The following is a 25336-nucleotide window of genomic DNA, read 5'->3' as shown; positions in this document are numbered from 1 at the left end:
GAGCGAACATGTTCGAAGAAGGCCAGTACTTCGCACCCGTCGTCGACAAGGGCGACGGCAGCCTGACGGTCCAGCTCGGCGAGGGGCACCCGGGGATGGACGACCCCGTGTACCGCCGGCGCCGGGACGTCATCGCGACGACCGCCGACCGGTGGACGCCGGGGGAGCCGGCCCCCGTCGTCGACTACACCGACGACGAGCACGAGGTGTGGCGCGTCGTGTGCGACGACCTGCGCGGCAAGCACGAGACGTACGCGTGCCGCGAGTTCCTCGACGGCAAGGAGGCGCTGGGCCTGCCGACCGACCGGGTGCCGCAGCTCGAGGAGCTGTCCGACGGCATCGAGCCGCTCACGGGGTTCCGCTACCGGCCGGCGGCGGGGCTCGTGCCGCTGCGCGAGTTCTACGGGGCCCTGGCCGACCACTCGTTCTGGGCGACGCAGTACGTGCGGCACCACTCGGTGCCGCTGTACACGCCGGAGCCCGACGTGCTGCACGAGGTCGTCGGCCACGGCAACACGCTCGCCGACCCGCGCTTCACCGAGCTGTACGAGGCGGCCGGCGCCGCGTCACGACGGGTCGAGAGCGCCGAGGCGCTCGAGTTCGTCAGCCGGGTCTTCTGGTTCACCCTCGAGTTCGGCGTCGTGCACGAGGCGGACGGGCTGAAGGCGTTCGGCGCGGGCATCCTGTCGAGCCCCGGCGAGATCGAGGAGTTCCGCTCCATGACGATCCTGCCGCTCGACGTCGCCGCGATGGGCACCCAGGACTACGACATCACCCACTACCAGGAGGTGCTGTTCGCGGCCCGTTCGTTCGCCGAGGTTCAGGACGTCGTCGGCGGCTTCTGGGACTCCTGCGACGACGACTCGATCGCCCGCCTGAGGTAGGGCGCCGTGACGCTGGCGGGGTCGTCGAGCAGGTCCTTCGGCGTCGCGGTCGCGACGACCGTGCCGCCCTTGTCGCCACCGCCCGGTCCCATCTCGATGACCCAGTCGGCCGCCGCGATGACCTGCATGTCGTGCTCGACGGCGACGACGGTGTCGCCGGCGTCGACCAGACGCCCGAGCACGCGCACGAGGTCGCGGACGTTGACGGGGTGCAGGCCGCCCGTGGGCTCGTCGAGCACCACGACGCTGTTGTCGCGGCTGGGCCGCTGCAGCTCGGTCGCGAGCTTGATGCGCTGGGCCTCGCCGCCCGACAGCTCGGTGGCCGGCTGGCCCAAGGTCAGGTAGCCCAGGCCGACGTCGAGCAACGTCGTCAACGACCGCAGCACGGCGGGCACGTCGGCGAAGAACTCGACGGCCTCGACGGCGGTCATCGCGAGCACCTGGCCGATGTCGCGGCCGCTGTACGTGACCTCGAGGGTCTCGGGGTTGTAGCGCGAGCCGTGGCACGTCGGGCACGACGAGTAGCTCGTCGGCAGGAACACCAGCTCGATCGCGATGAAGCCCTCTCCGTCGCACGTGGGGCAGCGCCCCTCGGCGACGTTGAACGAGAAGCGCCCGGCGGTCCAGCCACGCTCCTTGGCCTCGGGCGTCGCGGCGAACAGTCGCCGGACGGTGTCGAACAGGCCCGTGTAGGTGGCGAGGTTCGACCGGGGCGAGCGGCCGATGGGGCGCTGGTCGATCACCGTGATGCGTCGTTCGCCGTCGTCCAGGCGCTCGGTGACGGCCGTCAGCAGCGACGACTTGCCGGAGCCCGAGACGCCGGTGATCGCGGTCATGACACCCATCGGGAGCCGGATGTCGACGTCGTCGACGTTGTGGCGGCTCAGGTGCTCCATGGTCGTCCAGCTCGCGGGCTCGCGCGCCGCCAGCTCGGGGCGCGGCGTCCGGTCGAACATGAACTCGGCGGTCGCGGAGTCCTCGACGTCGGCCAGGCCCTCGGGCGGTCCGCTGTAGACGACGTGGCCCCCCAGCACGCCGGCGCTCGGGCCGACGTCGACGACCCAGTCGGCCGCCCGGGCGATCGACAGGTCGTGCTCGACGACGAACAGGGAGTTGCCGGCCGCCACGAGCTGCCGCAGCGCGTCGTAGAGGGCCTCGGAGTCGGCGGGGTGCAGGCCGGCCGACGGCTCGTCCAGCACGTACAGGACGCCGAACAGCCCCGACCGCAGCTGGCCCGCGAGGCGCACGCGCTGCAGCTCGCCGGGGGAGAGGGCCGTGCTCGAGCGGTCCATCGACAGATACCCGAGGCCCAGCGCGATGATCGCCTCGACGCGCTCGCCGAAGTCCTTGACGAGCGAGCGCGCCGCCGACGAGGCCGCCGCGCCGTGGCGGTCGGTGCCGAGCGCCTGCTGGGCGAGTCCCTCGTCGAGCAGGGCGCAGACCGACGACAGGGGCATCGCGGCCAGCTCGGCGATGTCGACGCCGGCGAACGTCACGGCGAGGGCCGCGGGCCGCAGCCGCTTGCCGTGGCACGTGGGGCACGGGCCCTCGGCGCGGAACGCCTCGAGCTTCTCGCGCTGGGTGTCCGACTGCGTCTTGGCGAGGTTGCGCATGAGGAACTTCTCGGCCGACGACCAGTGGCCGTGGTACTGGCTCGCCTCGCCCTGCTTGTTGCCCTGCAGCAGCATGCGGGGCTCCTCGTCGGTGAACAGCAGCCAGTCGCGGTCCTTTTGCGGCAGCGTGTGCCACGGGACGTGGATGTCGATGCCGAGCTTGGTCACCATGCGGCGCACGTTGAGGCCGACCCAGGCGCGGTTGGCCCACACGCCGATCGCGCCCTCGTCGATCGACAGGGTCGGGTCGGGGACGAGCAGCGCCTCGGTCGTGCTGCGCGACACGCCCGTGCCTGCGCAGGCCGGGCAGGCGCCGACCGCCGTGTTGGGCGAGAACGCCGACGCCGGCAGGTGCTCGGCCCCGTCGGGGTAGGTGCCGGCGCGGCTGTACAGCAGGCGCAGGACGTCCGACAGCGAGCTCAGGGTGCCGAGCGACGACCGGCTGCTGCTGGCACCGCGAGCCTGCTGCAGCGCGACGGCGGGCGGCATGCCGTCGATCAGGTCGACGTCGGGCGCACCGACCTGTGACAGCAGGCGGCGTGCGTACGGGGCGACCGACTCGAAGTAGCGCTTCTGCGACTCGGCGAACACCGTGCCGAACGCCAGCGACGACTTGCCCGACCCCGAGACGCCGGTGAACACGACGAAGCAGTCGCGGGGCAGGTCGACGTCGACGTCCTGCAGGTTGTGCTCACGGGCGCCGCGGACGCGGATGGATCCTGATGACTGCATTAGGACGACGTTAGTCGCCCGGAGCCGTCCCCGCCTCATCGCTGGCCGCACGCGCCGACGCGTTGATGCGTTCCATGAGCGAGGCCATGGCCGTCAGCTCCTCGTCGCCGTGCTCGTCGAGGACGCCGCGCATGTGCTTGGCGAGCAGGCCGAACATCGACGAGCCCACCGCCAGGGCCTGGTCGGTGATCTCGACCTTGACCGAGCGGCGGTCGCTCTCGACCCGCTCGCGGCGGACGTGGCCCGCGCGCTCGAGACGGTCGATCATGGCGCTGGTGGCCGACGGGCTGAGGTTCAGGCCCTCCGCGATGTCCTTCGGGGTCGCGCCGCCGCGGTCCATGACGAGGCCGATCGCCGACAGGTCGGTGCGGTGCATCGCGTGCACGTGGCTCATCCGCAGGATGTAGCGCTCGATCTCGAGGTTGAACAGTCGCAGCTCGCGGACCAGGTCGGTCGCGCCGCTCGAGCCCATGGGACGGGGGGCGGTGCTCGGCCGATTCGACGTGGTCATGCGTCCATCGTACTATTTCATTCGTGGAATCATTCGATCATGGAACTAAGTCGTTCCGACCCGCCCGCCGCGCCGCGATCCTGACCGTCCTGGCCTTCGTCGTCCTGACGGGCCTCGTCTTCGCCTTCGCCCCCGAGGCGCGCGAGGCCGACGAGGCGTCCGGCGCACTGCCCGACTCCGCCGAGTCGACGACGGTCTCGGCGATCCAGCGCACCCTGCCGTCGAGCGGCGTCTCGCCGGCGATCGTCGTGGTGAGCCGCGACGGCGGGGCGCTGGGGGACGACGGCCGAGCCGCCGTGACCGAGCTGGCGGGCGACATCGGACGGTTCGGCATCGGCGGGGCCGACCTGACGCCGACGTTCTCGGACGACGGCGACGTCGGCCTGGTCGCGGTGCCGCTGAAGGCGTCGACGGGCTCGGCGAGCGTCGAGGACATCCGCGACGCCGTGTCGTCGCTGCCGGACGGGCTGACGGCCCAGGTGACGGGTGGGCCGGCCTTCCAGGCCGACATCGAGAACGCCTTCGCCGGTGCCGACGTGCGCCTGCTGGTCGCCACCGCGCTGATCGTCGCGGTGCTGCTGCTCGTGACGTACCGCAGCCCGTGGCTGTGGCTCGTGCCACTGGTCGTCGTGGCGGTGGGCGACCGCGTGGCCTCGCTAGCAGTCGCCACCGCGACACAGCTGTTCGGCTACGACGTCGACGGCTCGACGACCGGCATCACCTCCGTGCTGGTGTTCGGTGCCGGCACGAACTACGCCCTGCTGCTGATCGCGCGGTACCGCGAGGAGCTGCGACGCCACGAGGACCGGTTCGTCGCGATGCGCGCCGCATGGCGGCAGGCCGCTCCCGCGATCCTGGCGAGCTCGGGCACCGTGACGCTGGCGCTGCTGACGCTGTCGTTCGCCGACACGCCCAGCAACCGTGCGCTCGGGTGGTCCGCCGCGATCGGCATCGTCGTGGCCGTCGTGTTCGGGCTCGTCGCGCTGCCGGCCGCGATGGTGCTGTTCGGCCGCGGACTGTTCTGGCCCTTCGTCCCGCGCCTCGGACAGGACGACCCCGCCCGCACGGGCGTGTGGTCACGCGTGGGCCACGCCGTCGTGCGCCGCCCCCGGGCGTTCGTCGCCGGATCGGTCGCGCTGCTCCTGCTGCTGTCGCTGGGGGCCGTCGGCCTGCAGGTCGGCCTGACGCAGAACGACCGCTTCCGGGTGACGCCCGAGTCGGTCGTGGGGCAGGAGACGCTGGCCGAGGCGTTCCCCGCGGGCTTCGCCGAGCCGACCGTCGTGCTGACCCGGCCCGGCGACGTCGCCGACGTCGCGCAGCGGGTCGACGGCGTCGAGGGCGTCTCGTCCGTCAGGTCCGGCGCGTCGTCGTACGAGTGGGCGTCGCTCGACGTCGTGCTCGACAGCGACCGCGGCTCGGACCGCTCCGCCGACACCGTCGACCGGCTGCGCTCGGCGCTCGGCGAGGACGCGCTGGTCGGCGGCCCCGACGCGCAGGACATCGACGCCGCCGTGGCGGCGTCGCACGACCGGCTGCTGATCATCCCGCTGGTCCTCGCGATCGTCATGGTGATCCTGCTGGTGCTGCTGCGATCGGTCGTCGCGGCGGTGGTGCTGGCCCTGACGGTCGTCGCGACGTACGTCACGGCGGTGGGGGCGGGCTGGTTCGTGTTCACGCACCTGTTCGACTTCCCGGCGCTCGACCTGCCGGTGCCGCTGTTCGCCTTCATCTTCCTCGTCGCCCTGGGCGTCGACTACAACATCTTCTTGACGACGCGGGCGCGCGAGGAGGCGGCACGTCTCCCGGTCGCCGGGGCCATGACCAACGCGCTGGCCGTCACCGGCGGCGTCATCACCAGCGCCGGCGTCGTGCTCGCCGCGGTCTTCGCGGTGCTGGGCGTGCTGCCCGTCGTGGCGCTGACGCAGATCGGCGTCATCGTCGGCATCGGCGTCCTGCTCGACACCCTCGTGGTGCGCAGCCTGCTCGTGCCGGCGCTCGCGACGATGCTCGGCGAGCGGTTCTGGTGGCCGAGCCACCCGAGGCGATTGGACGACCACGCGGAGGGTACGACGCGGTCATGAGTGACTACGAGAGCGAACAGATCGAGGCCATCCAGAACGTCGTCGACCGCGTGGCGGCCTACCAGGACGGGGCGACCGAGGTCGTCGTCGTCGAGGAGCTCCGCAAGGGCTTCGACGAGGTCGCGGTCGAGGTGCAGCCCGACGACGTGACCAAGATCGCCGACGCGATCGAGTCCGAGGACGGCGACGTCTCGGTGCAGGAGCTGCTGGGCTAGCGAGGCCGGTCGACCGCCCTGACCTCCGGGGGAAGACCCCACTCGTTGCTCCCGAGCCGCGAGACCGGCTGGAGCCGGGTGAACTCAGGGTGGTCGCCGTCCATCGCCTCGGCGTCGACCGTCACGGCGACGACGTCGCCCAGCACCAGCACGGAGTCGCCGAGCTCGATGGTCGAGTGCAGACGGCACTCCAACGAGGCCGGCGAGCTGACGACGCGCAGCGGCGCGACGTGGTCGCTCGGCTCCATCTCGATGCCGAGCTCGGACGCCTCGTCGACCTGCGGGTCGAAGCTCGCACTCGTGGCGTTGACGCGGTCGAGGTCGGGCAAGGACGCGAGGTTGACCACGAACTCGCCGGTCGCCAGGACGTTGGCCAGCGTGTCCTTGTGACCCACCGACGTCCACGACACGATCGGGGGATTGGCGCACGCGACGCTGAAGAACGAGTGCGGCGCGAGGTTGCCCACCCCGTCGGCCGACACCGTCGAGATCCACGCGATCGGTCGCGGCACGACCAAGGAGTTCAGCAGGGGGTAGGCCCCGGCATCGGGGGCGTCGGTCCGGATCACGCGTCTCATGCGTCCATCCTCGCCCGTCCCGGCCGGTGCCGCCACGCGTCGGTCGACCACAGCGCCCACGCGATCAGCAGCGGCTGGAACGGCAGGCGCAGCCAGCGCGACAGGTCGGAGTCGAGCCCGAATGCGTCGGTGTGCGTCACGAGCTGGTTGACGTTGCCGGGAAAGACCGCGACGAGGAACGCTGCCACGACCCAGCCGATCACGACCCGCTGCCGTGGCAGCAGCACGAGCGCCGCGCCCAGGGCGATCTCGACGACGCCGGAGGCCACGACCACGAGGTCGACGTCGAGGGGGAGCCACTCGGGCACCTGCGCCCGGAAGGTCTCGCGGGCCCAGAAGAGGTGGCTCAGGCCGGCGAGCACGAGGAACGTGCCGAGCAGCAGGCGGGCGAGCGGGCGGACGGTCATGTGACGAGTGTCGCAGCCACCACGCAACCCATTGTGTCGGTGCGGAATAGCAGGATGGGTCCCGACGCTGATGACCTCGGCGGCGCCTGCCTCTCACCCCACCCACACCCCGTGAGGACCCCATGTCCACAGCACCGTCCACCGCACCCGATCCGAAGCGCTGGCTCGCGCTCGGCGTGATCGCCGTCGCCCAGCTGATGATCGTCCTCGACGCCTCCATCGTGAACATCGCCCTGCCGTCGGCGCAGAAGGACCTCGGCATCAGCGACGCCGACCGCCAGTGGGTCGTCACGGCCTACACGCTGGCCTTCGGCGGCCTGCTCCTGCTCGGCGGCCGCATCGCCGACTTCGTCGGCCGCAAGCGCGTGTTCGTCATCGGCCTGATCGGCTTCGCGGCCGCGTCGGCCCTCGGCGGCCTGGCCTCGACGGCCGTCCTGCTCTACGCGGCCCGCGGCCTGCAGGGCGTCTTCGCGGCCCTGCTGGCCCCGGCGGCGCTGTCGCTGATCTCCGTGACGTTCACCGAGGGCAAGGAGCGTGCCACGGCCTTCGGCGTGTTCGGCGCGATCTCGGGCGGCGGCGCGGCGATCGGCCTGCTGCTGGGCGGTGTGCTGACCGAGTACGCGTCGTGGCGCTGGTGCCTGGGCGTCAACGTGCCCATCGCGCTCGTCGCGGCCTGGGCCGCCACCCGCGTGGTGCGCGAGAGCAAGGCCGAGGGCAACACCAAGTACGACATCCCCGGTGCCGTGCTCGTGACGCTCGGCCTGGTGTCGCTGGTCTACGGCTTCACCGAGGCGGCCAAGGAGAAGGATCCCGGGCAGAGCACCGAGGTGCTCGGCTGGACCGCACCCACGACGCTGTCGTTCCTGGGGGCCGCGGTCGTGCTGCTCGTCGCGTTCGTGCTGTGGGAGCGTCGTTCGGCGCACCCGCTGCTGCCGCTGCGCGTGGCGCTCGACCGCAACCGCGGTGGCTCCTACCTCGTGTTCCTGTTCATCGGCGCGGGCCTGTTCGCGATGTTCCTGTTCCTCACGTTCTACTTCCAGGCGACGCTCGGCTACAGCCCGCTCCGGTCGGGCTTCGCCTTCCTGCCGTTCAGCCTCGGCATCATCGGCGGCGCCGGGGTCATCTCGCAGCTGCTGCCGCGCTTCGGCCCCAAGCCGATCATGGTGCCGGGCCTGGTCAGCGCCTCGATCGGCATGCTGCTGCTGACCCAGATCACGGCCGACACGTCGTACTGGACCCACGTCCTGCCGCCGCTGCTGCTCATGAGCATCGGCATGGCCGCGGTGTTCATCCCGGCGTCGAGCACCGCCCTGGTCGGCGTCGGCTCGCACGACGCGGGCGTGGCCAGCGCGCTGCTCAACACCTCGCAGCAGGTCGGCGGATCGCTCGGCACCGCGCTGCTCAACACGCTGTACGCGGGCGCCGTCACGAGCTACCTCGCCGACAACGTCGGCTCGGGCTCGCAGCGCCAGGTCGCGTCCGACGCGCTGCTCAGCGGCTACCACACGGCGTTCTTCTGGGGCGCCATGATGCTGGTGCTGGCGCTCGTCACCGCCGTCACGCTGATCAACGCCAAGAAGGACGACATCCCGGCCGAGGGAGCCGTCGGCGTCGCCTAGCCGATCCGCACGGTGCACACCAGGCCCAGGTGGTCCGAGCTGTCGGGCTCGGACACCTGGACCCGGCCGTCCAGCGCCGTGACCCGGGGACCCAGGTAGATCGCGTCCAGGTGTCGCCCCCGCCGGGGGACGGGCCGGCCGATCGCGTGGTGCACGTCGTGGTCGACGTTCTCGACCTCGACGGCCGAGCGCCAGTCGGTGTAGCCGGCGGCCTGCAGGATCCCGCGGGGCGTGTCGGGGCGCACCGCGATGTTGTTGATGTCACCGGCCAGGACGTCGACGTCCAGCTCGCGGCACAGCTCGGCCAGCCGGGTGCCCTGGATCCGGCGCGAGGCCTCGGCCTTCTCGGCCGTCGTGTTGACCGACGACGACAGGTGCGTCGTGGCGCCGGTCCACTCGACCCCGCTGGCCAGGTGCTCGTAGCGGACGACCGTGACGTAGCGCTCCTGGCGCGTCGCGGTGCCGAGCGCGAGCTCGTGCGACTCCATGACCCGGTGCAGGCGCGGATCGCTGTAGGCGTCGTTGTGGCCCCGTGACCGCACGACGTCCCAGCCCGGCAGGATCGCGGCGAGGCTGCGCCGCTCGGGCGGGCGGTTGACCTCGACCAGGAAGTAGACGCTCGCGTCCATGCCGCCCGGGCCGTTCATCTCGCGCTCGAGCATCACGGCACGTCCGGCCCACCGGTGCCGGACCGGCGTCCAGTTGGAGCCGAGCACGTTCTTGAGGCCCAGGCGGAAGGTCGCCGTCATCAGGCGAGGCTATCGGAGACCTTGTAGCGTCGAGGCGTGTCCGTCTTGCGCACGCTCATCGACAAGGTCCCTCGCGACCACCTCCAGTCCGACGCCGCCTTCCACCGGCGTCGCCGCGTCGTCGCCGGCGTGAGCCTCGCGGGTGCCGCGCTGCTCGGCAAGTCGTTGTCGACCGAGCCCGACTCCACCGAGTTCTACGGTCTGACGCTCGGCGTCGCGGCGACGTGGACGGTCGGTGCGCTGGCGTCCGGCCCGCTGCACCTCGGGTGGGAGCAGACGCACGACTCGGGGCTGCGGCGTCCCGTCATCACCCCCGTCGTCCTCGGCGTGGGCGCCTTCGGAGCGTTCTACGGGGCGGCGCTGGTCGCCCGGCGCATCCCGTTCCTCGAGCGCGCGCTCAGCGACGTGCTGGCCTTCGCCGACCAGGGGTCCGCACCGCTCGTGACGCTCACGACGTTCGCCAACGGTGCCGCCGAGGAGGTGTTCTTCCGCGGAGCGCTGTACGCCGCGGTCGGCACCGAGAACCCCGTCCTGAAGTCGACCGCGGTGTACGCCCTGGCGACGACGTCGACCCGCAACCCGGCCCTCGTGCTGGCCAGCGGTGTCATGGGGACGCTCTTCGGCCTGCAGCGCCGTGCCTCCGGAGGCATCCAGGCCCCGCTCCTGACGCACCTGACGTGGTCGGGTCTCATGCTGCGCTTCATGCCGCCGCTGTTCCGCAAGCCGGGAGCCGACGAGGTGCAGACCTCGGTCTAGGGGCACAATGTCACGGTGCCGTGGCCGTCGTGGGAGCAAGCTGCCGTCGCCACGGTCCTGAGCCTGGTCGCGTGGCTCGTGCTGGCCCGCGTGCCGCCATCGCGCGTGGGCGACGCCCTGCTGCCCGCGTTCCGCGAGTTCGCGCTCGTCGCGGGTCTGTACGCCGTGTGGCGCCTGGCCCGCATGCTGCCGGTCACGCACGAGGCGGGCGCGCTCGACCGTGCCCGCGACATCGACCGGTTCCAGCGGGCCCTGCACCTGCCGACCGAGATCTCCGTCCAGCACGTCGTCGTCGCGCACGACTGGGTGGCCCGGTTCGTCAACGGCTACTACGCGATCGTCCATGTCCCCGCACTGATCGCCTTCATGGTCTGGGCGTTCGTGCGCCACCGCGACCGGTACCCGCACTGGCGCAACGGGCTGGTCGCCGTCACGGCGGGATGCCTGGTCATCCGGTTCCTGCGCGTGGCGCCGCCGCGCTTCGTCGACGAGCTGGGATTCGTCGACTTGTCGACACGGTACGGTCTGGGCGTCTACGGCGACGTCGGCACCGGAGTGTCCGACCAGTTCGCCGCGATGCCGTCGATCCACGTCGGCTGGGCCGCCGTCGTGGCCCTCGGCACGTTCGCGATGAGTCGCAGCCGCGTGCGCTGGATCGTCCTGATGCACCTGCCGCTCACGGTGTTCGTCGTCGCCGCCACGGGTCACCACTGGTGGCTGGACGGCGTCGTCGCGCTGCTGCTCCTCGTCGCCGGGCTTAGGCTCGACGCATGGACACGACGGTCACGCGCTGGGACAGACGCACCACGATCGCGGTCCTCGCGCCGCCGATCCTCATCGGTCTCGTCGGGCTGACCCACCCCGCCCACCTGACCCAGGACGCGTCGGCGCGGTGGCGTGACCTGCACATCGTGCTCCTGCCGCTGTTCCCGCTGCTGGCCGTCGGCCCGTGGCTCGTGGCCCGCTCCATCGAGCCCGTCTACGGGCGGATCACGCTGGTGCTGGGCTACGTCTTCGCGTGCTTCTACAGCGCCCTCGACATCCTCGCCGGCATCGCGGCGGGCGCCCTCAAGTACGACCGGCAGGGCGGGCTCGGCACGGTCTTCGGCTACGCCAGCGACCTCGGTCAGATCGGGTCGATCGCGTTCATCGGGGCCACCGCGGCGGCGGCGGGATGCCTGCTGCGGGTCGCCGGCCCCTGGGTCCTGCCCGGTGCCGCGGTGGCGCTGCTCGGCGCCTACGGCTTCATGGAGAATCACGTCTACCCGCCCTGGGGCGTCCTGTCGATGCTGGCGATCGCCGTCGGGTGGGCGTGGATGCTCAGGGCATCAGGTCGCGTCCCTGGTGCACGCGCACCCAGTCGATCTTGAAGCTGAACTCCGGCCGGGTGTGCTCGGGATCGGCCCAGCCCCAGTACTTCGAGCCGACCTGCATGTTGAGACGGATGTGGAACGCGTCGGCGAACGTCGGGCCGCGGAAGTAGCCCAGCGTCTTCGGGTCGTCGAACAGCACCGTCGCGACGGTGCGGCCGTCGTAGGTGTAGCGCAGGCACGTCGGTGACCAGTTGACGCCGTACGTGTGCCAGCCCTGCCAGATCTTGTCGGTCCCGACGTCCGCGCGGCCCTGGGTCTTCTGCTTCACGGGGTCGCTGGTCGAGCCCTGCGCGGTGTCGGCCCAGCTGTTCCACTCGTACGAGCTCGAGGGGTCGAACGACCGGATGGTCGGCGCCCCGTACGACTCCATCGGGTCGATCTCGCCGGGCTGGTGGTCGGCGCGCAGCCAGAACGCCGGCCAGATGCCGCGCGACATCGTCGAGGCGCTCGGCACCCACGCGCGCACCTCGAAGCTGCCGTACCGCTGGCTGAAGCGGTCGATCGAGTCGACGTACCCGGTCGAGTAGTCGCGCGTCGCGTTCTCGGCGCCGTAGAGGGCCTTTAGGTTGGTGCGCCACTGGTCCTGCGGCAGGCGGCGGCCCGTGATGTCGAGGTACCCGTCGTGCACCGACACGGCGTCCCGGGTGATCCACGCCTTGTCGTGGTTCAGGAACGTGTTGTCGCGCACCCGCCAGCTCGCCGGGTCGATCGCGGTGCCGTCGAAGTCGTCGGTGAAGGTCCGCACGCCCTGCGCGGGATCGGCGTAGTCGATCGCCTCGCACGATGCCGCCGTCGCGGGCGGAGCGGGGCTCGCGGGGGCGGGAACCGGAGCGCCGGGGACCGTCTTCTCGACGGTGACGTCCGCGATGCGCGCGAGGTGGCGTCCCGAGACGCGCGACGCCCGGGTCGACAGCTGCACGCGGCTGCCGGCGCGCGTCGTGCGCAACGACACCGTGAGGCGTCGCCAGCTGCGCGACGCCGCCGCGACGCTCGTCGAACGGCTCGCCACGACCCGTCCGGCGCTGATCTCCCTGATCGTGAGGGTCATGCGGCGTCCGGGTTGCGACGACCGCACGCGTGCCGTCGCGCGGACCAGCGTGCCGGCCCGGTCGACCACGTCGGTCGACACCGGCGAGCGGGCCGACAGGTTCGTGCGTCCCGACCGGCGGGTCGGCGCGATCTGCAGGGCCCGGATCGAGCCGATCGTCACGGTGCGCAGGCGCGTGTGGGCGGACGGCGTCCACTGGGAGGCCTGCGAGGCGATCGCGACCCGCTCGGTCGTGACCGGCTCGTCGGCGGCGGCCGGTGCGTGCAGCGCGGCCGCCGCCGCGGCGACGGCGACGATGCCCGCGACGGTCGCGCGGCGGCTCCTGCTCCCCATGGGGAGACCGTAAGCCCTGCGAGGGTCACCTGACCGGAGAAGTCGTCGGAAAGTCAAGACCTCGGACGGTCCCGACTTGGCTCACACCGGCAGCAACCGGGTGATGAAGCGCGTCAGCTGGTCGACGTTGCTGCACTGGTGCATCTCGACGACGTCCGCGTACTGCGGTGCCACGGAGTCGCCGAGCCCCCAGCGCATCACGGCCTCGGGGTTCAGCCAGAACGTGCGGCGGGCCCGCTGGCTGATGTCGTGCAGCGCGCCCAGATTGGGGTCCTGGTTGTTGTTGCGCGCGTCGCCGAGGATCAGCACCGCGGTGCGCGGGCCGATCGCGTCGAGGTACTCGGCGTGGAAGTCGCCCAACGCCTCGCCGTAGTCGCTGCTGGTGTGCCACTTCGTGATGCGCGCCTCGGCCTGGATGCGGGCCGACAGGTCGTCGGAGCCCTCCTTGACCAGGTCGGTGACCTCGTCCATCGCGTTGACGAAGGCGAACACCCGCACCTTGCTGAACTGGCCGCTGAGCGCCTGCACGAGGTGCATCGTGAACCCGCTGAAGCCCGCGACCGATCCCGAGACGTCGCAGAGCAGCACGAGCTCGGGCCGGGACGGGTGCGGCTTGGCGTAGGCGGGGTGCATCGGCACGCCACCGGTCGACATCGACCGTCGCAGCGTGCGGCGGATGTCGATGCGGCCACGGTTGTTCTTGCGCCGGCGGGCCGCCAGCCGCGTCGCGAGCTTGCGCGACAACGGCTGCACCGATCGCGCGAGCTCCTCGAGCTGCTGCCGGTTCGCGCTCAGGAAGTCGACGCGGTCGGTGCCGGACCGCACGGCGTGCCGCGTCACGACGTCGCGCCCCCGCACCTCGGCGGTGCGACGCCGGGCCTCGCTGGCGACCATCTCGCGGAAGCGCTCGATGTTCTGGCGCACCTCGTCGCGCTCGAGGCGCTCGGTGAAGTCGGGGGAGCCGCCGCTTCCGCCACCCGTGCCCTGGCCCTGCCCCTGACCCTGCCCGCCACCCTGGCCGCGCATCTCCAGCGCCTGCGTCAGCAGCGTCTGGGGGCGCAGCCGCTCGAGGGTCTGATAGGCCGAGAAGCCCTGGCTCTGCGTGTCGGGCGTGCCGACGCGACCCAGCAGGTCGATCGCGATCTCGGCGACCTGCTCGAGGGTCCGCAGGTCGTTCTCGGCCAGGGCCATCGCCAGCAGGTCGCGCAGGTCGTCGAGGTCGAAGTCGTCGTCGACGTCCATCGCGGCCTGCGGCGCACCCACCCCGGCCGGGAAGTAGATGTCGAACGCCATGTCGAAGACCTCGCGCTGGCCGCCACGACGGATCAGCGCGGCCGCGAGCCCCTCGCGCAGCTGGGCACGGTCGTCGAGCCCCAGCACCTCCACGACGGCGGCGGCGTCGACGGTCTCGCTGGTGCCGGCCGAGATGCCCTTGCTGCGCAGGGCCGCGACGAGCTCGACGAGCCGGCCGGCGAGATCCTGCGACGGGCTCACGGCGAGAGGACCTCGTCGAGGTCGAGGCGGGTGCGGGCCTTCTCGAGGTCGTCCTGGTGCTTCAGGATCACGCCGAGGCTGTCGCGGACGACGTCGTCGTCGAGGATGTCGGCGCCCAGGGCGACCAGCGTGCGGGCCCAGTCGATCGTCTCGGAGACCGACGGCGCCTTGCGCAGCGGCATCGCGCGCAACGCGTTCACGACCCGCACCAGCGACTCGCCCAGCGTCCGGTCGAGCCCCGGCACCGTGAGGCGGACGATCTCCTCCTCGAGGTCGGCGTCGGGGAAGTCGACGTGCAGGAACAGGCAGCGACGCCGCAGCGCCTCCGACAGCTCGCGCGTCGCATTCGACGTCAGCACGACGAACGGCCGGTGCCGGGCCGTGATCGTGCCGAGCTCGGGCACCGTGACCTGGAACTCGCCCAGCACCTCGAGCAGCAGACCCTCGATCTCGACGTCGGCCTTGTCGGTCTCGTCGACCAGGAGGACCGTCGGGTCGTCGCTGCGGATCGCCGCCAGCAGCGGGCGGGCCAGCAGGAACTCCTCGGAGAAGATGTCGTTGCGCGCCTCGTCCCACGTCTCGCCCTGGCCGGCCGTGATGCGCAGCAGCTGCTTGGCGTGGTTCCACTCGTACAGCGCCCGCGCCTCGTCGACGCCCTCGTAGCACTGCAGCCGGATCAGCTCGGCGCCGCAGCTCGCGGCGACGGCGTTGGCCAGCGCGGTCTTGCCGACGCCCGCGGGGCCCTCGACCAGCAGGGGCTTGCCGAGCTCGCTGGCGAGGAACACGGTCGTCGCGATGGCGTCCGACGCGAGGTAGCCGGCGGACGCCAGCCTGGCCTTGACATCGGCGATCGACTCGAACGGCATGGTGGACATGCCTACGATGATGCCGTGGCCCTGATCGAGATCGTCCGCGAGGTACCCCTGACACCCTCCGATGCCTGGAGGCGCGTCACGACGTGGGAGCGGCACGGCGAGTTCGTCCCGCTGACCCGCATCACCACGACGTCCGACGGCTTCGACGCCTTCACGGGCATCGGCCCGGTCGGCTTCCACGACCCGATGGAGGTCGTGGAGTGGCGCGAGCCCTCGTTCTGCCGTCTCGAGAAGCGCGGCCGCATCGTCACCGGCTGGGCCGAGCTGTCGGTCGAGCCCATCGGCGACACGGGGGTCAGCCGGGTCACGTGGCGCGAGGACATCCACGTCATCGGCATGCCCCGGTTCATGGACGGCGTCACGCGGGCGTCGAGCCGTGCCCTGTTCTCGCGCGTGATCGACGGGCTGCTGTCATGACCTACACGCCGGAGACCGAGGCCCTCGAGATCTGCCGCGACCTGATCCGGATCGACACCAGCAACTTCGGTGACGACTCCGGACCGGGGGAGCGCAAGGCCGCCGAGTACGTCGCGGCGTCGCTCGCCGAGGTCGGCATCGAGTCCGAGATCATCGAGTCCGAGAGCGGACGCGCGAGCGTCGTGGCCCGCTGGGGCGACCAGAGCTCGTCGCGCGACGGGCTGCTGATCCACGGCCACCTCGACGTCGTCCCGGCGCAGGCCGCCGACTGGAGCGTCGACCCGTTCGCCGCCGAGATCGTCGACGGCTACCTGTTCGGACGCGGAGCGGTCGACATGAAGGACTTCGACGCGATGCTGCTGTCGGTCGTCCGGGCCCGCCAGCGCGCCGGGGCGATCCCCGACCGTCCGATCCTGCTGGTCTTCACCGCCGACGAGGAGGCCGGCGGCGTCCTCGGCGCCCACTGGCTCGTCGAGCACCGTCCCGAGCTGTTCGAGGGCTGCACCGAGGCGATCGGCGAGGTCGGCGGCTTCTCCACCGAGGTCGGCGGCCAGCGCCTGTACCTGATCGAGTCGGGCGAGAAGGGCATCGCGTGGATGCGCCTGCGGGCCCGCGGCACGGCCGGCCACGGCTCGATGCGCAACGACGACAACGCGCTGATGCACCTGTCGCGCGGTCTGCTGGCCCTGGGCGAGCACGAGTGGCCCGCCGAGCCCGGCCCCTCGATGCAGCAGCTGCTCGTCAAGGTGCGCGAGCTGACCGGCAGCGACGGGACGCCCGACGAGCTGCTCGAGCACTTCGGCCCGGCCGTCCGCATGATCGGGGCCGGCATGCGCAACACGACCAACGCCACGATGCTGCAGGCCGGCTACAAGCACAACGTCGTGCCCGGCGAGGCCGTCGCGTACGTCGACGGTCGCTTCCTGCCGGGCCACGACGACACCTTCACCCCGGCGGTGCAGGACGTCGTCGGCACCGGCATCGCCGTCGAGCAGTACATCGGCCAGCCCGCGCTCGAGTACGCCTTCGAGGGAGATCTCGTCGACGCCATGACGGTCGCGCTGCACTCGCAGGACCCGGGTGCCCACGTCGCCCCGTTCGTCATGTCGGGCGGCACCGACGCCAAGGCGTGGGAGAAGCTCGGCATCACGTCGTTCGGCTTCGTGCCGCTGCGTCTGCCCGCCGACCTCGACTTCACGGCGCTGTTCCACGGCGTCGACGAGCGGGTGCCGGTCGAGTCGCTCGAGTTCGGTGCCCGGGTCTTCGACCACTTCCTCGGGCTGGCGTAGCCCCTACAGGGTGCTGCGCATGCGGATGATCTTGCGGCGCAGCGTGACGGTGCGCTGACCCGACCCGTCCTTGCGGAGTCGGTCGAGCTCCCAGCCCTGGTACTCCGCGGCGTCGGTCAGCATCCGGCACACGGCCGACCGCGACTTCGTCCGGTCGATCGTGAGGTTCCAGAACTCGTACTCGATCATCGATCCGCCCTTCATCGACCCACTCCTCATCGTGCCGCCTGCGACACGTCGTCCAGCGCCAGCAGGATCTCGGGCGGCAGCTCGAGCTGCTCGGCCGCCAGGTTCTCCTGCAGCTGGACCGTCGTGCGCGCTCCGACGATCGCGGCCGACAGCTGCGGCCGCGCCAGCAGCCAGGCCAGCGCGACGTGCGCGATCGACACGTGCAGCCCCTCGGACGCCCGGGCCAGCGCCTCGACGACGCCCGACTTGGCCGGCGTCAGGTACGCGCCCACGAACTCGTCCCACCCCGGCGTCGCACCGCGCGAGTCGGACGGCACGCCGCCGCGGTACTTGCCGGTCAGCACGCCCCGGCCGAGCGGCGACCAGGCCAGCAGCCCCATGCCGAGGTGCGCGGCCGCCGGGACGACCTCGTCCTCGGGATCGCGGTTGACCAGCGAGTACTCGACCTGCGTGCTGACCAGCCCGATGCCCTCGGGACGTCCCGCGAGCCACGTGTGGGCGATGCCGGTCTGCCAGCCCGTGAAGTTGGAGACACCGACGTAGCGGGTGCGGCCCGTGCGCACGGCGTGCTCGAGGGCGCCGAGCGTCTCCTCCAGCGGGACCTCGAGGTCGGGCGTGTGGATCTGCCACAGGTCGAGATGATCGGTCTGCAGCTGGCGCAGCGACGCGTCGAGCTGGTCGAGCAGGGTGCGGCGCGACCCGTCCTTGACGACCTGGCCGCCGCGGCGGGCGAAGCCGGCCTTGCCCGCGAGCACGATGTCGTCGCGGACGCCGGCCTTGGCCACCAGCGAGCCCAGCAGCTCCTCGCACGCGCCGTCGCCGTAGATCGGGGCGGTGTCGACCAGCGTGCCGCCGGCGTCGAGGAAGGTCGTGAGCTGGTCGCCGGCCTCGCACGAGTCGACCGTCGCCCCCCACGTCATGGTGCCCAGACCGATCCGGGACACCTCGAGCCCGGAGTGACCGACGCGACGACGCTGCATGCCGCAAAGATAGTCGGCGGCGTGAAGGCGTGGCGGTAGGCTCGCGCGGTGGACTTCTTCCGTGCCGTCGTGCTGGGCGTGCTGCAGGGCCTGACCGAGTTCCTCCCGATCTCGAGCAGCGCCCACCTGGCGATCTTCCCCAAGTTCTTCGGCTGGGACGATCCCGGCGCCGCCTACACCGCCGTCATCCAGATCGGCACCGAGCTCGCGGTGCTGCTGTACTTCTGGCGCGACATCTGGACGATCGGCAGCGGGTGGGTGCGCGGCGTGTTCTCGCGCGAGGCGCGGCAGGCCCCCGAGTGGCGCATGGGGTGGTTCGTCATCATCGGCTCGGTGCCGATCGTGGTGCTCGGGCTGCTGCTGCAGGACGCGATCGACCGCGAGTTCCGCAACCTGTGGGTCATCGGCACGACGTTGATCGTGCTGGGCATCGTGCTCGGCATCGCCGAGCGGGTCGGCCGCAAGACCAGCCCCATCGACGACCTGACGATGAAGCACGCGATCCTGCTGGGCGTGGCGCAGGCCGGGGCGCTGGTGCCCGGGGTGTCGCGGTCGGGCGCGACGATCAGCATGGGCCTGCTGCTGGGCTACGAGCGGGCCGCCGCGACGCGCTACGCGTTCCTGCTGGCGATCCCCGCGGTCGTCGGGGCCGGCATCTTCAAGCTCAAGGACATCGGCGGCGACAACACGTACGGCACCGGACCCACGATCGTCGGCACCGTCGTGTCGTTCGTCGTGGGCCTGGCCGTCATCCACTGGCTGCTCAAGTACGTCAGCACGCACTCGTACACGCCGTTCGTCGTCTACCGCGTCGGGCTGGGCGCCCTCGTGCTGGTGCTGGTCGGCACGGGCGTCATCGCCGCCGGCACCACGGTGGGCTGAGCGGGGCCCGGCCCCCGTAGGGTGTCGGTCATGTCTTCCTTCGACCGTGTGACCGAGACCTGGGGCGATCTGAAGTACATGAACCTCGCCCGCGCGAAGTACCTGCGCGACCTGATCGTCCGCGAGGACCTCAGCGAGCTGCTGGAGCTGGGCTTCTACAAGGGCAAGAGCAGCGCCTACATGGGCGCGGTGCTCGAGGACCTCGGCCGCGGCCACCTGACGACGATGGACCGCAACAGCGCCCGCGGTCACGAGCCCGAGATCACCGAGGTGCTGCAGACCGTCGACCTGGCCCACCGGGTCACGCCGATCTTCGCCCACCGCTCGTTCACGTGGGAGCTCGGCAAGATGGTCGAGCAGAGCCCCCGGCCGCAGTTCGACTTCTGCTACCTCGACGGCGGCCACACGTGGGACGTCACGGGCTTCGGCTTCCTGCTCGTCGACATGATGATGAAGCCCGGCGGCATCATCCTGCTCGACGACCTCGACTGGTCGATCGCCGGCTCGCCGCAGGCCCGCACCCCCGAGGGGGCCCGGACGTACGAGGCGTACTCCGACGACGAGAAGGCCGCACAGGGCGTGCGCATGACCTTCGAGCACATCGCCGACCACCTCGGCTACGACGTCGAGGAGGTGCCCAGGTTCCAGTGGGGCATCGCCCGCAAGCGCGTCCCCAAGAAGGGCCTGTTCGCCCGCCGCTAGGTGGTGCGGGCTACAGCCAGCCCGATCGCTTGAACCGCAGGTAGATGTAGCCGCACAGCCCGGCGATGACGGCCAGGCACAGCGGGTAGCCGAACGTCCACGACAGCTCGGGCATGTGCTCGAAGTTCATGCCGTAGATGCCGGCGATCGCGGTCGGCACGGCGAAGATCGTGGCGCCGGCGGTCAGCTTGCGCATGTCCTCGTTCTGCTGGACGCTCAGCTGCGCCAGGTGCGCCTGCAACGCGTTGTCGAGCAGGTGGTCGATCGAGTCGATCGCCTCGGCCGCGCGGGTCAGGTGGTCGGCGATGTCGCGGAAGTACGGCCGCGCGTCCTCCGACGCGTCGCCCAGCGCGAACCGGTGCAGCGGCTCGCGCAGGGGCAGGACGGCGCGACGGAACTCGAGCGTCTCGCGCTTGAGGCGGTAGATGCGGGTCGAGTCGTTCGAGCGCTGCGCCGAAAAGACCGACGTCTCGACCTCCTGCACATCGGTCTCGAGCTCGGCGGCGACGTCCTCGTAGTGGTCGACGATGCTGTCGAGGACGGCGTACAGCGCCGCGGTCGGGCCGTGCGACAGCGGCTCGATCATCTTCTCGGCGGCGCGGCGGGCGTTCGTGAGTGTCGGCCCGCCGTGACGCACCGTCAGCAGGTAGTTGGCGCCGAGGAAGATGTTGACCTCGTGCGTCGTGATGTCGTCGTCGCTGTACGAGACCGTGCGGATCGAGATGAACGTGTGGTCGGCGTACCGCTCGACCTTCGGGCGCTGGTGCGCCTCGAGCGCGTCCTCGACGGCCAGGGGGTGCAGCCCCAGCGAGTCGGCGACGCGGTGCATCTCGTCGGCGGTCGGGTTGCCGATGCCGATCCACAGAAAGTCGTCCTCACCGAGACGCCCCAGGGCCGCGTCGAGCGACTCCGAGTCGTGGCCGGTGGTCTCGCGGACCCCATCGGTGTAGACGGCGCAGTCGATGATCACGTCGTCATTGTCCACCGCTAGGCTCGTGGCATGCGCAGCTGGTCGAGTCCTGAGGTCCCGTCGCTCAGTGATCTCGGGCTGGGGGAGGGGCCGGCGCTGTCGGTCCACGACACGTCGTCGGGCGCCGCCCGCGCCGTCGACCCGCTCGACACGGCGCGCCTGTACGTCTGCGGCATCACGCCGTACGACGCGACGCACATGGGCCACGCGGCCACCTACCTCACGTTCGACCTCATGCAGCGCGTCTGGCGTGACCGCGGGCTCGACGTCACGTACACGCAGAACGTCACCGACGTCGACGACCCGCTGCTCGAGCGGGCCACCGCGACGGGCGTCGACTGGGTCGAGCTCGCCGAGCGCGAGACGCAGCTGTTCCGCGAGGACATGACGGCCCTGCGGGTCATCCCGCCGGCCCACTACGTCGGCGCCGTCGAGTCGATCGACCTCGTCGTCGATCTCGTCGGGCGTCTGCGCGAGGCCGGCGCGGTCTACGCCGTCGACGACGACCTCTACTTCGACGTGCATGCCGATCCGGGCTTCGGGCTGGTCTCGGGCTTCGACGAGCAGACGATGCTGCGCATCTTCCCCGAGCGCGGGGGAGACCCCGACCGACCGGGCAAGAAGCACCCGCTCGACTGCCTGCTGTGGCAGGCCGAGCGTCCCGGCGAGCCGGCGTGGGACACCGCGCTGGGTCGCGGTCGTCCCGGCTGGCACATCGAGTGCGCGGCGATCGCGCTGCACCACCTCGGCACGGCGTTCGACGTCCAGGGCGGCGGCTCCGACCTGGTCTTCCCGCACCACGAGATGTCGGCCTCCGAGGCCACGGTCGCGACGAACGAGCCCTTCGCGGGCGCCTACGTGCACGCCGGCATGGTCGGCTACGAGGGCGAGAAGATGTCCAAGTCCAAGGGCAACCTCGTCCTGGTCTCGAGGCTGCGCGCCGCGGGCCACGACCCCATGGCCGTCCGCCTGGCGCTCCTGGCGCACCACTACCGCTCCGACTGGGAGTGGTTCGCCGACGAGATCGACCGTGCCGAGGCACGTCTGGCGCGGTGGCGCTCCGCCGTCGCGCGCACCGTCGCGCCGTCCGGCGACGCACTGGTCGCGCGCATCCGTGCGGCGCTGGCCGACGACCTCGACGCGCCGACCGCCCTGGCCGCGGTCGACGCGTGGGCCTCCGACGACGCCGGCGAGGACCCGCAGGCGGGCCGCACCGCGCGCAGCGCGATCGACGCCCTGCTCGGCGTCCTGCTCTAGAAGCCCGGGCGGTTCCGGTAGTCTGGCTTGGGCTGCGTGCGCTGACGTCCCAGCTCGCCGCCGATCCGGCCGCCGTAGGGGCGTCCGTGGTCGGCGAACTCGTCGCGGACGTACGACAGACGCCATGTTCCGAGCTGGATGCGCGATCCCGTGCGCAGGGTCTGCCGTGGCAGCTGCAGGCCTCCGACGGTGCTGAGCACCCGCGCGCTGCGGGCGACGAGCTCGTACTCGTCGTCGTCGGTGCGCACGATCTCGGCCTGGACGTCGTCGACGCCCTCCAGGCGCAGCCCCGCCCCCTCGGCACTGCCGATCACGACCCCGTCGAGCGGCAGCTCGAAGACACCGACCCGGCGCTCGGCACCCGGCACCGACGTGTCGGCCAGGTAGAGCCGGGGGTGGCCCCGGCCACCGACGGGGTCGTGCGTCGTCGTGACGACCCGCGGCATCGGCCGCAGGGGTACCGGCGGCCACGGCGTGCCGGGCGGCAGACCGCTGCTCGTGAGGTCGACGGCACCCGGAGCGGACGGCCGGCGCGCCACGACGGCGCGCAGCACGCGTGACCAGCTGCCGAGGCGCATGTGGCGCGAACGGGTGACCAGCCGTTGCAGGGCGGGGGCCGAGACGGCTCCCAGCGTCACGATCGACCCGTCGGGCCCGACGACCTCGACCGCGAGGCCGAGTCGGGCGAGCTCGGCGGCCACACCGCGCACGGCGTCTCGCGAGGGCTGCCCGGCGACCGACATGATGTCGTCGCTGCTGATCACGACGTGGTTGCCCGACGCCCTGACGGTGCCGTGCAGGCTCCCGCCGGGTCGGCTGCCCTCGCCCGGGACCTCGATGTCGAACGTCAGGTCGGCCTCGAGGTGCAGCACGGCGGCCATCGTCAGGACCGGTGCTCGTCGGCGCCCGCGAGCTCGTCGTCGCTCGTGGTGATGCGCAGCGTGCCGTTGAGCTTCCACGTGGCGCGCGGTGCCTCGGCACCGGTGTCGCGGGGCACCTCGACGGCCATGTCGATGAACTCGTAGTTGACCGCGGCACCCTTCCCGGTCAGGTAGCTCCACATCTCCTGGCCGAGATCGGCCCAGTTGGTGACGGGCTGGACGGTGGGCGGCGTCTGGTTCTCTGATGAAGTGGTCATGGTTCGAGAGTCCCACCGTTCACCCGTCGCGCAAGTTGTGAACGTGTTCAATCTCCGGAGCGGCTACTCGCCGTCGACGTTGCGGCGGCGCAGGTAGCGCTCGAACTCCTTGGCGATCGCGTCACCGCTCGCCTCGGGCAGCTCGCTGGTGTCGCGCTCGTTCTCGAGCGCCTCGACGTACTCGGCGATCTCGTCGTCCTGCGAGGTCAGCTCCTCGGCGCCCCGCTGCCAGGCCTCGGCCATCTCGGCCAGCACGCCCTGCGGCAGGGGCATGCCGACGGCGTCCTCGAGGGCGCCCAGCAGCGCCAGCGTCGCCTTGGGGCACGGCGGCTCGGCGAGGTAGTGCGGCACGGCGGCCCACAGCGAGGCCGAGGCGATGCCCTCGTCCGACGCGATCTCGTTCAGCACCGACGTGATGCCCACGGGTCCGTTGTAGGTCGACGGCATCAGCGACATGCGCTCCATCAGCGCCGAGTCGGACGTCGATCCGCTGACGGGAACGGGTCGCGTGTGCGGCGAGTCGGCCAGCAGCGCGCCGAGCGTGACGAGCTCGGTGACACCGGCCAGCTTGGCCACGCCGATCACGGTCGAGCAGAACGCCTTCCAGCGGAAGTTCGGCTCGGGTGCGCGCAGCAGCAGCACGTCGCGATCGAGGCGCGGCGGCCGCGCGTGGTAGATCTGCGGCGCAGGCCACGTGATCCGGCGCTCGCCCTCGTCGGTCGTGTGGACCTGTGGCCGGTGCACCTGGAAGTCGTAGAACTCCTCGGGATCGAGCTCGATCAGCAGCTCGGCGTCCCACTCCTCGATCAGGTGGTCGACCGTGCCGGAGGCCGCGTCGGCGGCGTCGTTCCACCCCTCGAACGCGGCCACCATCCACGGGTCGCGCAGGGGACGGATGTCGGGAGCGGAGGTCACGCGTCCAGCCTATCCCCGGTCTCGGGGACGTCCTGACGCTCGACCATGACCTGCGAGATGCGGCGTCCGTCGAGCTCGGCGACCGACAGCGTCGCGTCGCCGACCTCGATCGTGTCGCCCACCTCGGGCATGCGGCCCAGCTGGTCGATGATGAAGCCCGCGACGGTCTCGTAGGAGCCGTCGGTCAGCTCGATCCCGGTCACCTCGGAGAAGTCCTCGATGTTGAGGCCGCCGTCGAACAGACCGTCGCGGCGCACGTCGTGGGCCTCCTCGGTCTCGCCGGGCAGGTCGTACTCGTCGCGGATCTCGCCGACGAGCTCCTCGACGAGGTCCTCGAGCGTCACGATGCCGTCGGTGCCGCCGTACTCGTCGATCACCAGGGCGATGTGGACGCCGTCGTGCCGCATCTGCGCCATCGCGGGCAAGATGCGGTTGGTGCCCGGCAGGACGGGGATGTCGCGGGCCAGCGAGCCGACCGTCGCCGTGGGGTCGACGTCGGCCTGCAGCAGGTCGCGCACGTGCACGAACCCCAGCACGTCGTCGACCGACGTGCCGGTGACGGGGTAGCGCGAGTGCGGCATGTCACGGACGTTCGAGGCGGCCTCGGCGAGCCGGGTCGAGGCCGACAGGAAGTCGACGCTGTGCCGGGGCTGCATGACCTCCTTGACGGTGCGCTGGGTCGCCGAGAACACGTCCTGGACGATGCGGCGCTCGTCGATGTCGAATCCTTCGTGCCCGCCGACCAGGTCGCGCAGCTCGTCCTCGCTCATCTCCTCGTTCGTCGCGTTCGGGTCACCGCCCAGCAGGCGGACGACCGCATTGGTCGACAGCGACAGGAACCAGATCACGGGGCGCATCAGCGTCGCGAAGCGCGACAGCGGGGGAGCGACGGCCGTCGCCAGCCCGGCCGACTTCTGCAGCGCGAAGCGTTTCGGGACGAGCTCGCCCAGCACGAGCGACAGGTACGCGATCACCAGCGTCATGACGACCAGCGCGACGTTGTCGGCGGCGCCCTCGGGCATGCCGAGCCCCGTGAACACGGGGGCCACGTCGGGCGCCAGGGTCGAGGCGCCGTACGCGGCCGACAGGAACCCGGCGACCGTGACGCCGATCTGGACGGCCGCCAGGAACCGGTTGGGGTCGCGGGCGAGCGAGGCCACCTTGGCACCGCGACCGCCCTGCTGCTCGAGCCGGTCGAGCTGGCTCGGACGCAACGAGACCAGGGCCATCTCGGTGGCGGCGAACACGCCGCCCACCAGGACGAACACCAGCACCAGGCCGAAGTTGAGGAGCGTCTGCTGATCCATCAGCGCTCACCGGAACGGGGTC

Annotated in this window: 27 protein-coding genes; 12 read left to right on the top strand and 15 right to left on the bottom strand. The window is 71.4% G+C overall.

The genetic code is table 11. The annotated features are described in order from the left end of the window. Positions 1-8 precede the first annotated feature (8 nt). On the top strand, positions 9-884 hold the full coding sequence (locus tag IFT73_RS05650; RefSeq protein WP_192166737.1) for a phenylalanine 4-monooxygenase: 876 nt from the start codon (positions 9-11) through the stop codon (positions 882-884). Here IFT73_RS05650 and IFT73_RS05645 read toward each other — a convergent pair. After that, the gene (locus IFT73_RS05645) at positions 821-3229 is read right to left on the bottom strand and encodes an excinuclease ABC subunit UvrA (protein WP_192166736.1); all 2409 of its coding nucleotides are present in this window, start codon (positions 3227-3229) and stop codon (positions 821-823) included. The two genes, IFT73_RS05650 and IFT73_RS05645, sit on opposite strands and share 64 nt — an antisense overlap. A gap of 10 nt (positions 3230-3239) precedes the next feature. Further along, entirely contained in the window at positions 3240-3740 is a 501-nt protein-coding gene (locus tag IFT73_RS05640; protein ID WP_192166735.1) for a MarR family winged helix-turn-helix transcriptional regulator, read from the bottom strand. A gap of 23 nt (positions 3741-3763) precedes the next feature. Here IFT73_RS05640 and IFT73_RS05635 point away from each other — a divergent pair, with 23 nt between their 5' ends. Continuing rightward, the gene (locus IFT73_RS05635) at positions 3764-5821 is read left to right on the top strand and encodes an MMPL family transporter (RefSeq protein WP_371811161.1); all 2058 of its coding nucleotides are present in this window, start codon (positions 3764-3766) and stop codon (positions 5819-5821) included. Beyond that, positions 5818-6036, top strand: a complete 219-nt coding sequence (locus IFT73_RS05630; protein WP_192166734.1) for a hypothetical protein — start codon at positions 5818-5820, stop codon at positions 6034-6036. Before IFT73_RS05635 ends, IFT73_RS05630 begins: the two co-directional genes overlap by 4 nt. On the opposite strand, the gene IFT73_RS05625 is transcribed toward IFT73_RS05630, so the two are convergent. Together IFT73_RS05625 and IFT73_RS05620 are read right to left on the bottom strand one after the other, a co-directional pair. Continuing rightward, on the bottom strand, positions 6033-6614 hold the full coding sequence (locus tag IFT73_RS05625; RefSeq protein WP_192166733.1) for a flavin reductase family protein: 582 nt from the start codon (positions 6612-6614) through the stop codon (positions 6033-6035). The two genes, IFT73_RS05630 and IFT73_RS05625, sit on opposite strands and share 4 nt — an antisense overlap. Beyond that, the gene (locus IFT73_RS05620) at positions 6611-7021 is read right to left on the bottom strand and encodes a hypothetical protein (protein WP_192166732.1); all 411 of its coding nucleotides are present in this window, start codon (positions 7019-7021) and stop codon (positions 6611-6613) included. Before IFT73_RS05620 ends, IFT73_RS05625 begins: the two co-directional genes overlap by 4 nt. Before the next feature lie 122 nt (positions 7022-7143). On the opposite strand from IFT73_RS05620, the gene IFT73_RS05615 reads away from it, so the two are divergent. Further along, positions 7144-8640 (top strand): MFS transporter, encoded by a 1497-nt coding sequence (locus IFT73_RS05615; RefSeq protein ID WP_192166731.1) that lies wholly within the window; start codon positions 7144-7146, stop codon positions 8638-8640. On the opposite strand, the gene IFT73_RS05610 is transcribed toward IFT73_RS05615, so the two are convergent. Then, positions 8637-9389: a hypothetical protein gene (locus IFT73_RS05610; protein WP_192166730.1), complete on the bottom strand. Its 753-nt coding sequence runs from the start codon at positions 9387-9389 to the stop codon at positions 8637-8639. The genes IFT73_RS05615 and IFT73_RS05610 overlap by 4 nt on opposite strands. 36 nt (positions 9390-9425) lie before the next feature. Here IFT73_RS05610 and IFT73_RS05605 point away from each other — a divergent pair, with 36 nt between their 5' ends. From IFT73_RS05605 to IFT73_RS05595, 3 genes are read left to right on the top strand one after another with little or no spacing between them, the layout of a single operon-like run. After that, positions 9426-10145, top strand: coding sequence for a type II CAAX prenyl endopeptidase Rce1 family protein (locus IFT73_RS05605; RefSeq protein WP_192166729.1), 720 nt, complete (start codon positions 9426-9428; stop codon positions 10143-10145). A gap of 15 nt (positions 10146-10160) precedes the next feature. Next, a complete protein-coding gene (locus tag IFT73_RS05600; RefSeq protein WP_192166728.1) occupies positions 10161-11000 on the top strand; it encodes a phosphatase PAP2 family protein in 840 nt (279 codons plus the stop codon). After that, positions 10916-11515, top strand: coding sequence for a hypothetical protein (locus IFT73_RS05595; protein ID WP_192166727.1), 600 nt, complete (start codon positions 10916-10918; stop codon positions 11513-11515). Before IFT73_RS05600 ends, IFT73_RS05595 begins: the two co-directional genes overlap by 85 nt. Here the strand turns inward: IFT73_RS05595 and IFT73_RS05590 are convergent. The 3 genes from IFT73_RS05590 to IFT73_RS05580 form a co-directional block, all read right to left on the bottom strand. Continuing rightward, the gene (locus IFT73_RS05590; protein ID WP_192166726.1) at positions 11466-12899 is read right to left on the bottom strand and encodes a family 16 glycosylhydrolase; all 1434 of its coding nucleotides are present in this window, start codon (positions 12897-12899) and stop codon (positions 11466-11468) included. The two genes, IFT73_RS05595 and IFT73_RS05590, sit on opposite strands and share 50 nt — an antisense overlap. Before the next feature lie 81 nt (positions 12900-12980). Then, positions 12981-14393: a VWA domain-containing protein gene (locus IFT73_RS05585; RefSeq protein WP_056608531.1), complete on the bottom strand. Its 1413-nt coding sequence runs from the start codon at positions 14391-14393 to the stop codon at positions 12981-12983. Next, positions 14390-15268, bottom strand: coding sequence for a MoxR family ATPase (locus IFT73_RS05580; protein ID WP_197983502.1), 879 nt, complete (start codon positions 15266-15268; stop codon positions 14390-14392). The genes IFT73_RS05585 and IFT73_RS05580 overlap by 4 nt, the downstream gene beginning before the upstream one ends. 15 nt (positions 15269-15283) lie before the next feature. Here IFT73_RS05580 and IFT73_RS05575 point away from each other — a divergent pair, with 15 nt between their 5' ends. Further along, complete coding sequence (locus IFT73_RS05575) at positions 15284-15685, top strand: SRPBCC family protein (RefSeq protein WP_192166725.1); 402 nt, start codon at positions 15284-15286, stop codon at positions 15683-15685. Next, positions 15682-16974 carry a M20/M25/M40 family metallo-hydrolase gene (locus tag IFT73_RS05570; RefSeq protein WP_192166724.1) on the top strand — a complete coding sequence of 431 codons (1293 nt, stop codon included), beginning with the start codon at positions 15682-15684 and terminating at the stop codon, positions 16972-16974. Before IFT73_RS05575 ends, IFT73_RS05570 begins: the two co-directional genes overlap by 4 nt. A gap of 3 nt (positions 16975-16977) precedes the next feature. Here IFT73_RS05570 and IFT73_RS05565 read toward each other — a convergent pair whose 3' ends face one another. Together IFT73_RS05565 and IFT73_RS05560 are read right to left on the bottom strand one after the other, a co-directional pair. Then, positions 16978-17178: a DUF5703 family protein gene (locus IFT73_RS05565; protein ID WP_235501831.1), complete on the bottom strand. Its 201-nt coding sequence runs from the start codon at positions 17176-17178 to the stop codon at positions 16978-16980. Positions 17179-17189: 11 nt separating this feature from the next. Further along, positions 17190-18143 (bottom strand): aldo/keto reductase, encoded by a 954-nt coding sequence (locus tag IFT73_RS05560; protein WP_192166723.1) that lies wholly within the window; start codon positions 18141-18143, stop codon positions 17190-17192. Positions 18144-18191: 48 nt separating this feature from the next. Here IFT73_RS05560 and IFT73_RS05555 point away from each other — a divergent pair, with 48 nt between their 5' ends. Together IFT73_RS05555 and IFT73_RS05550 are read left to right on the top strand one after the other, a co-directional pair. Next, complete coding sequence (locus IFT73_RS05555) at positions 18192-19025, top strand: undecaprenyl-diphosphate phosphatase (RefSeq protein WP_192166722.1); 834 nt, start codon at positions 18192-18194, stop codon at positions 19023-19025. Between the two features lie 30 nt (positions 19026-19055). Beyond that, a complete protein-coding gene (locus tag IFT73_RS05550) occupies positions 19056-19727 on the top strand; it encodes a class I SAM-dependent methyltransferase (protein ID WP_157432559.1) in 672 nt (223 codons plus the stop codon). A 10-nt stretch (positions 19728-19737) separates the two neighbouring features. Here IFT73_RS05550 and corA read toward each other — a convergent pair whose 3' ends face one another. Then, positions 19738-20697: a magnesium/cobalt transporter CorA gene (gene corA / locus IFT73_RS05545; RefSeq protein ID WP_192166721.1), complete on the bottom strand. Its 960-nt coding sequence runs from the start codon at positions 20695-20697 to the stop codon at positions 19738-19740. 30 nt (positions 20698-20727) lie between these two features. On the opposite strand from corA, the gene mshC reads away from it, so the two are divergent. After that, positions 20728-21954, top strand: a complete 1227-nt coding sequence (gene mshC, locus IFT73_RS05540) for a cysteine--1-D-myo-inosityl 2-amino-2-deoxy-alpha-D-glucopyranoside ligase (protein WP_192166720.1) — start codon at positions 20728-20730, stop codon at positions 21952-21954. On the opposite strand, the gene IFT73_RS05535 is transcribed toward mshC, so the two are convergent. From IFT73_RS05535 to IFT73_RS05520, 4 genes are all read right to left on the bottom strand, one after another. Then, entirely contained in the window at positions 21951-22826 is an 876-nt protein-coding gene (locus tag IFT73_RS05535; RefSeq protein ID WP_192166719.1) for an FHA domain-containing protein, read from the bottom strand. The two genes, mshC and IFT73_RS05535, sit on opposite strands and share 4 nt — an antisense overlap. 11 nt (positions 22827-22837) lie before the next feature. Beyond that, the gene (locus IFT73_RS05530) at positions 22838-23092 is read right to left on the bottom strand and encodes a hypothetical protein (RefSeq protein WP_056608509.1); all 255 of its coding nucleotides are present in this window, start codon (positions 23090-23092) and stop codon (positions 22838-22840) included. 63 nt (positions 23093-23155) lie between these two features. Continuing rightward, complete coding sequence (locus IFT73_RS05525; protein ID WP_371811160.1) at positions 23156-24007, bottom strand: PAC2 family protein; 852 nt, start codon at positions 24005-24007, stop codon at positions 23156-23158. After that, on the bottom strand, positions 24004-25314 hold the full coding sequence (locus IFT73_RS05520) for a hemolysin family protein (protein ID WP_192166718.1): 1311 nt from the start codon (positions 25312-25314) through the stop codon (positions 24004-24006). Before IFT73_RS05520 ends, IFT73_RS05525 begins: the two co-directional genes overlap by 4 nt. Between the last annotated feature and the right edge of the window lie 22 nt (positions 25315-25336).

It is taken from the genome of Aeromicrobium sp. CFBP 8757, from assembly GCF_014841755.1.
Lineage (GTDB): Bacteria > Actinomycetota > Actinomycetes > Propionibacteriales > Nocardioidaceae > Aeromicrobium.
Note: the sequence above shows the minus strand (reverse complement) of the source record. Positions and strands in the feature narration are given on the sequence as shown.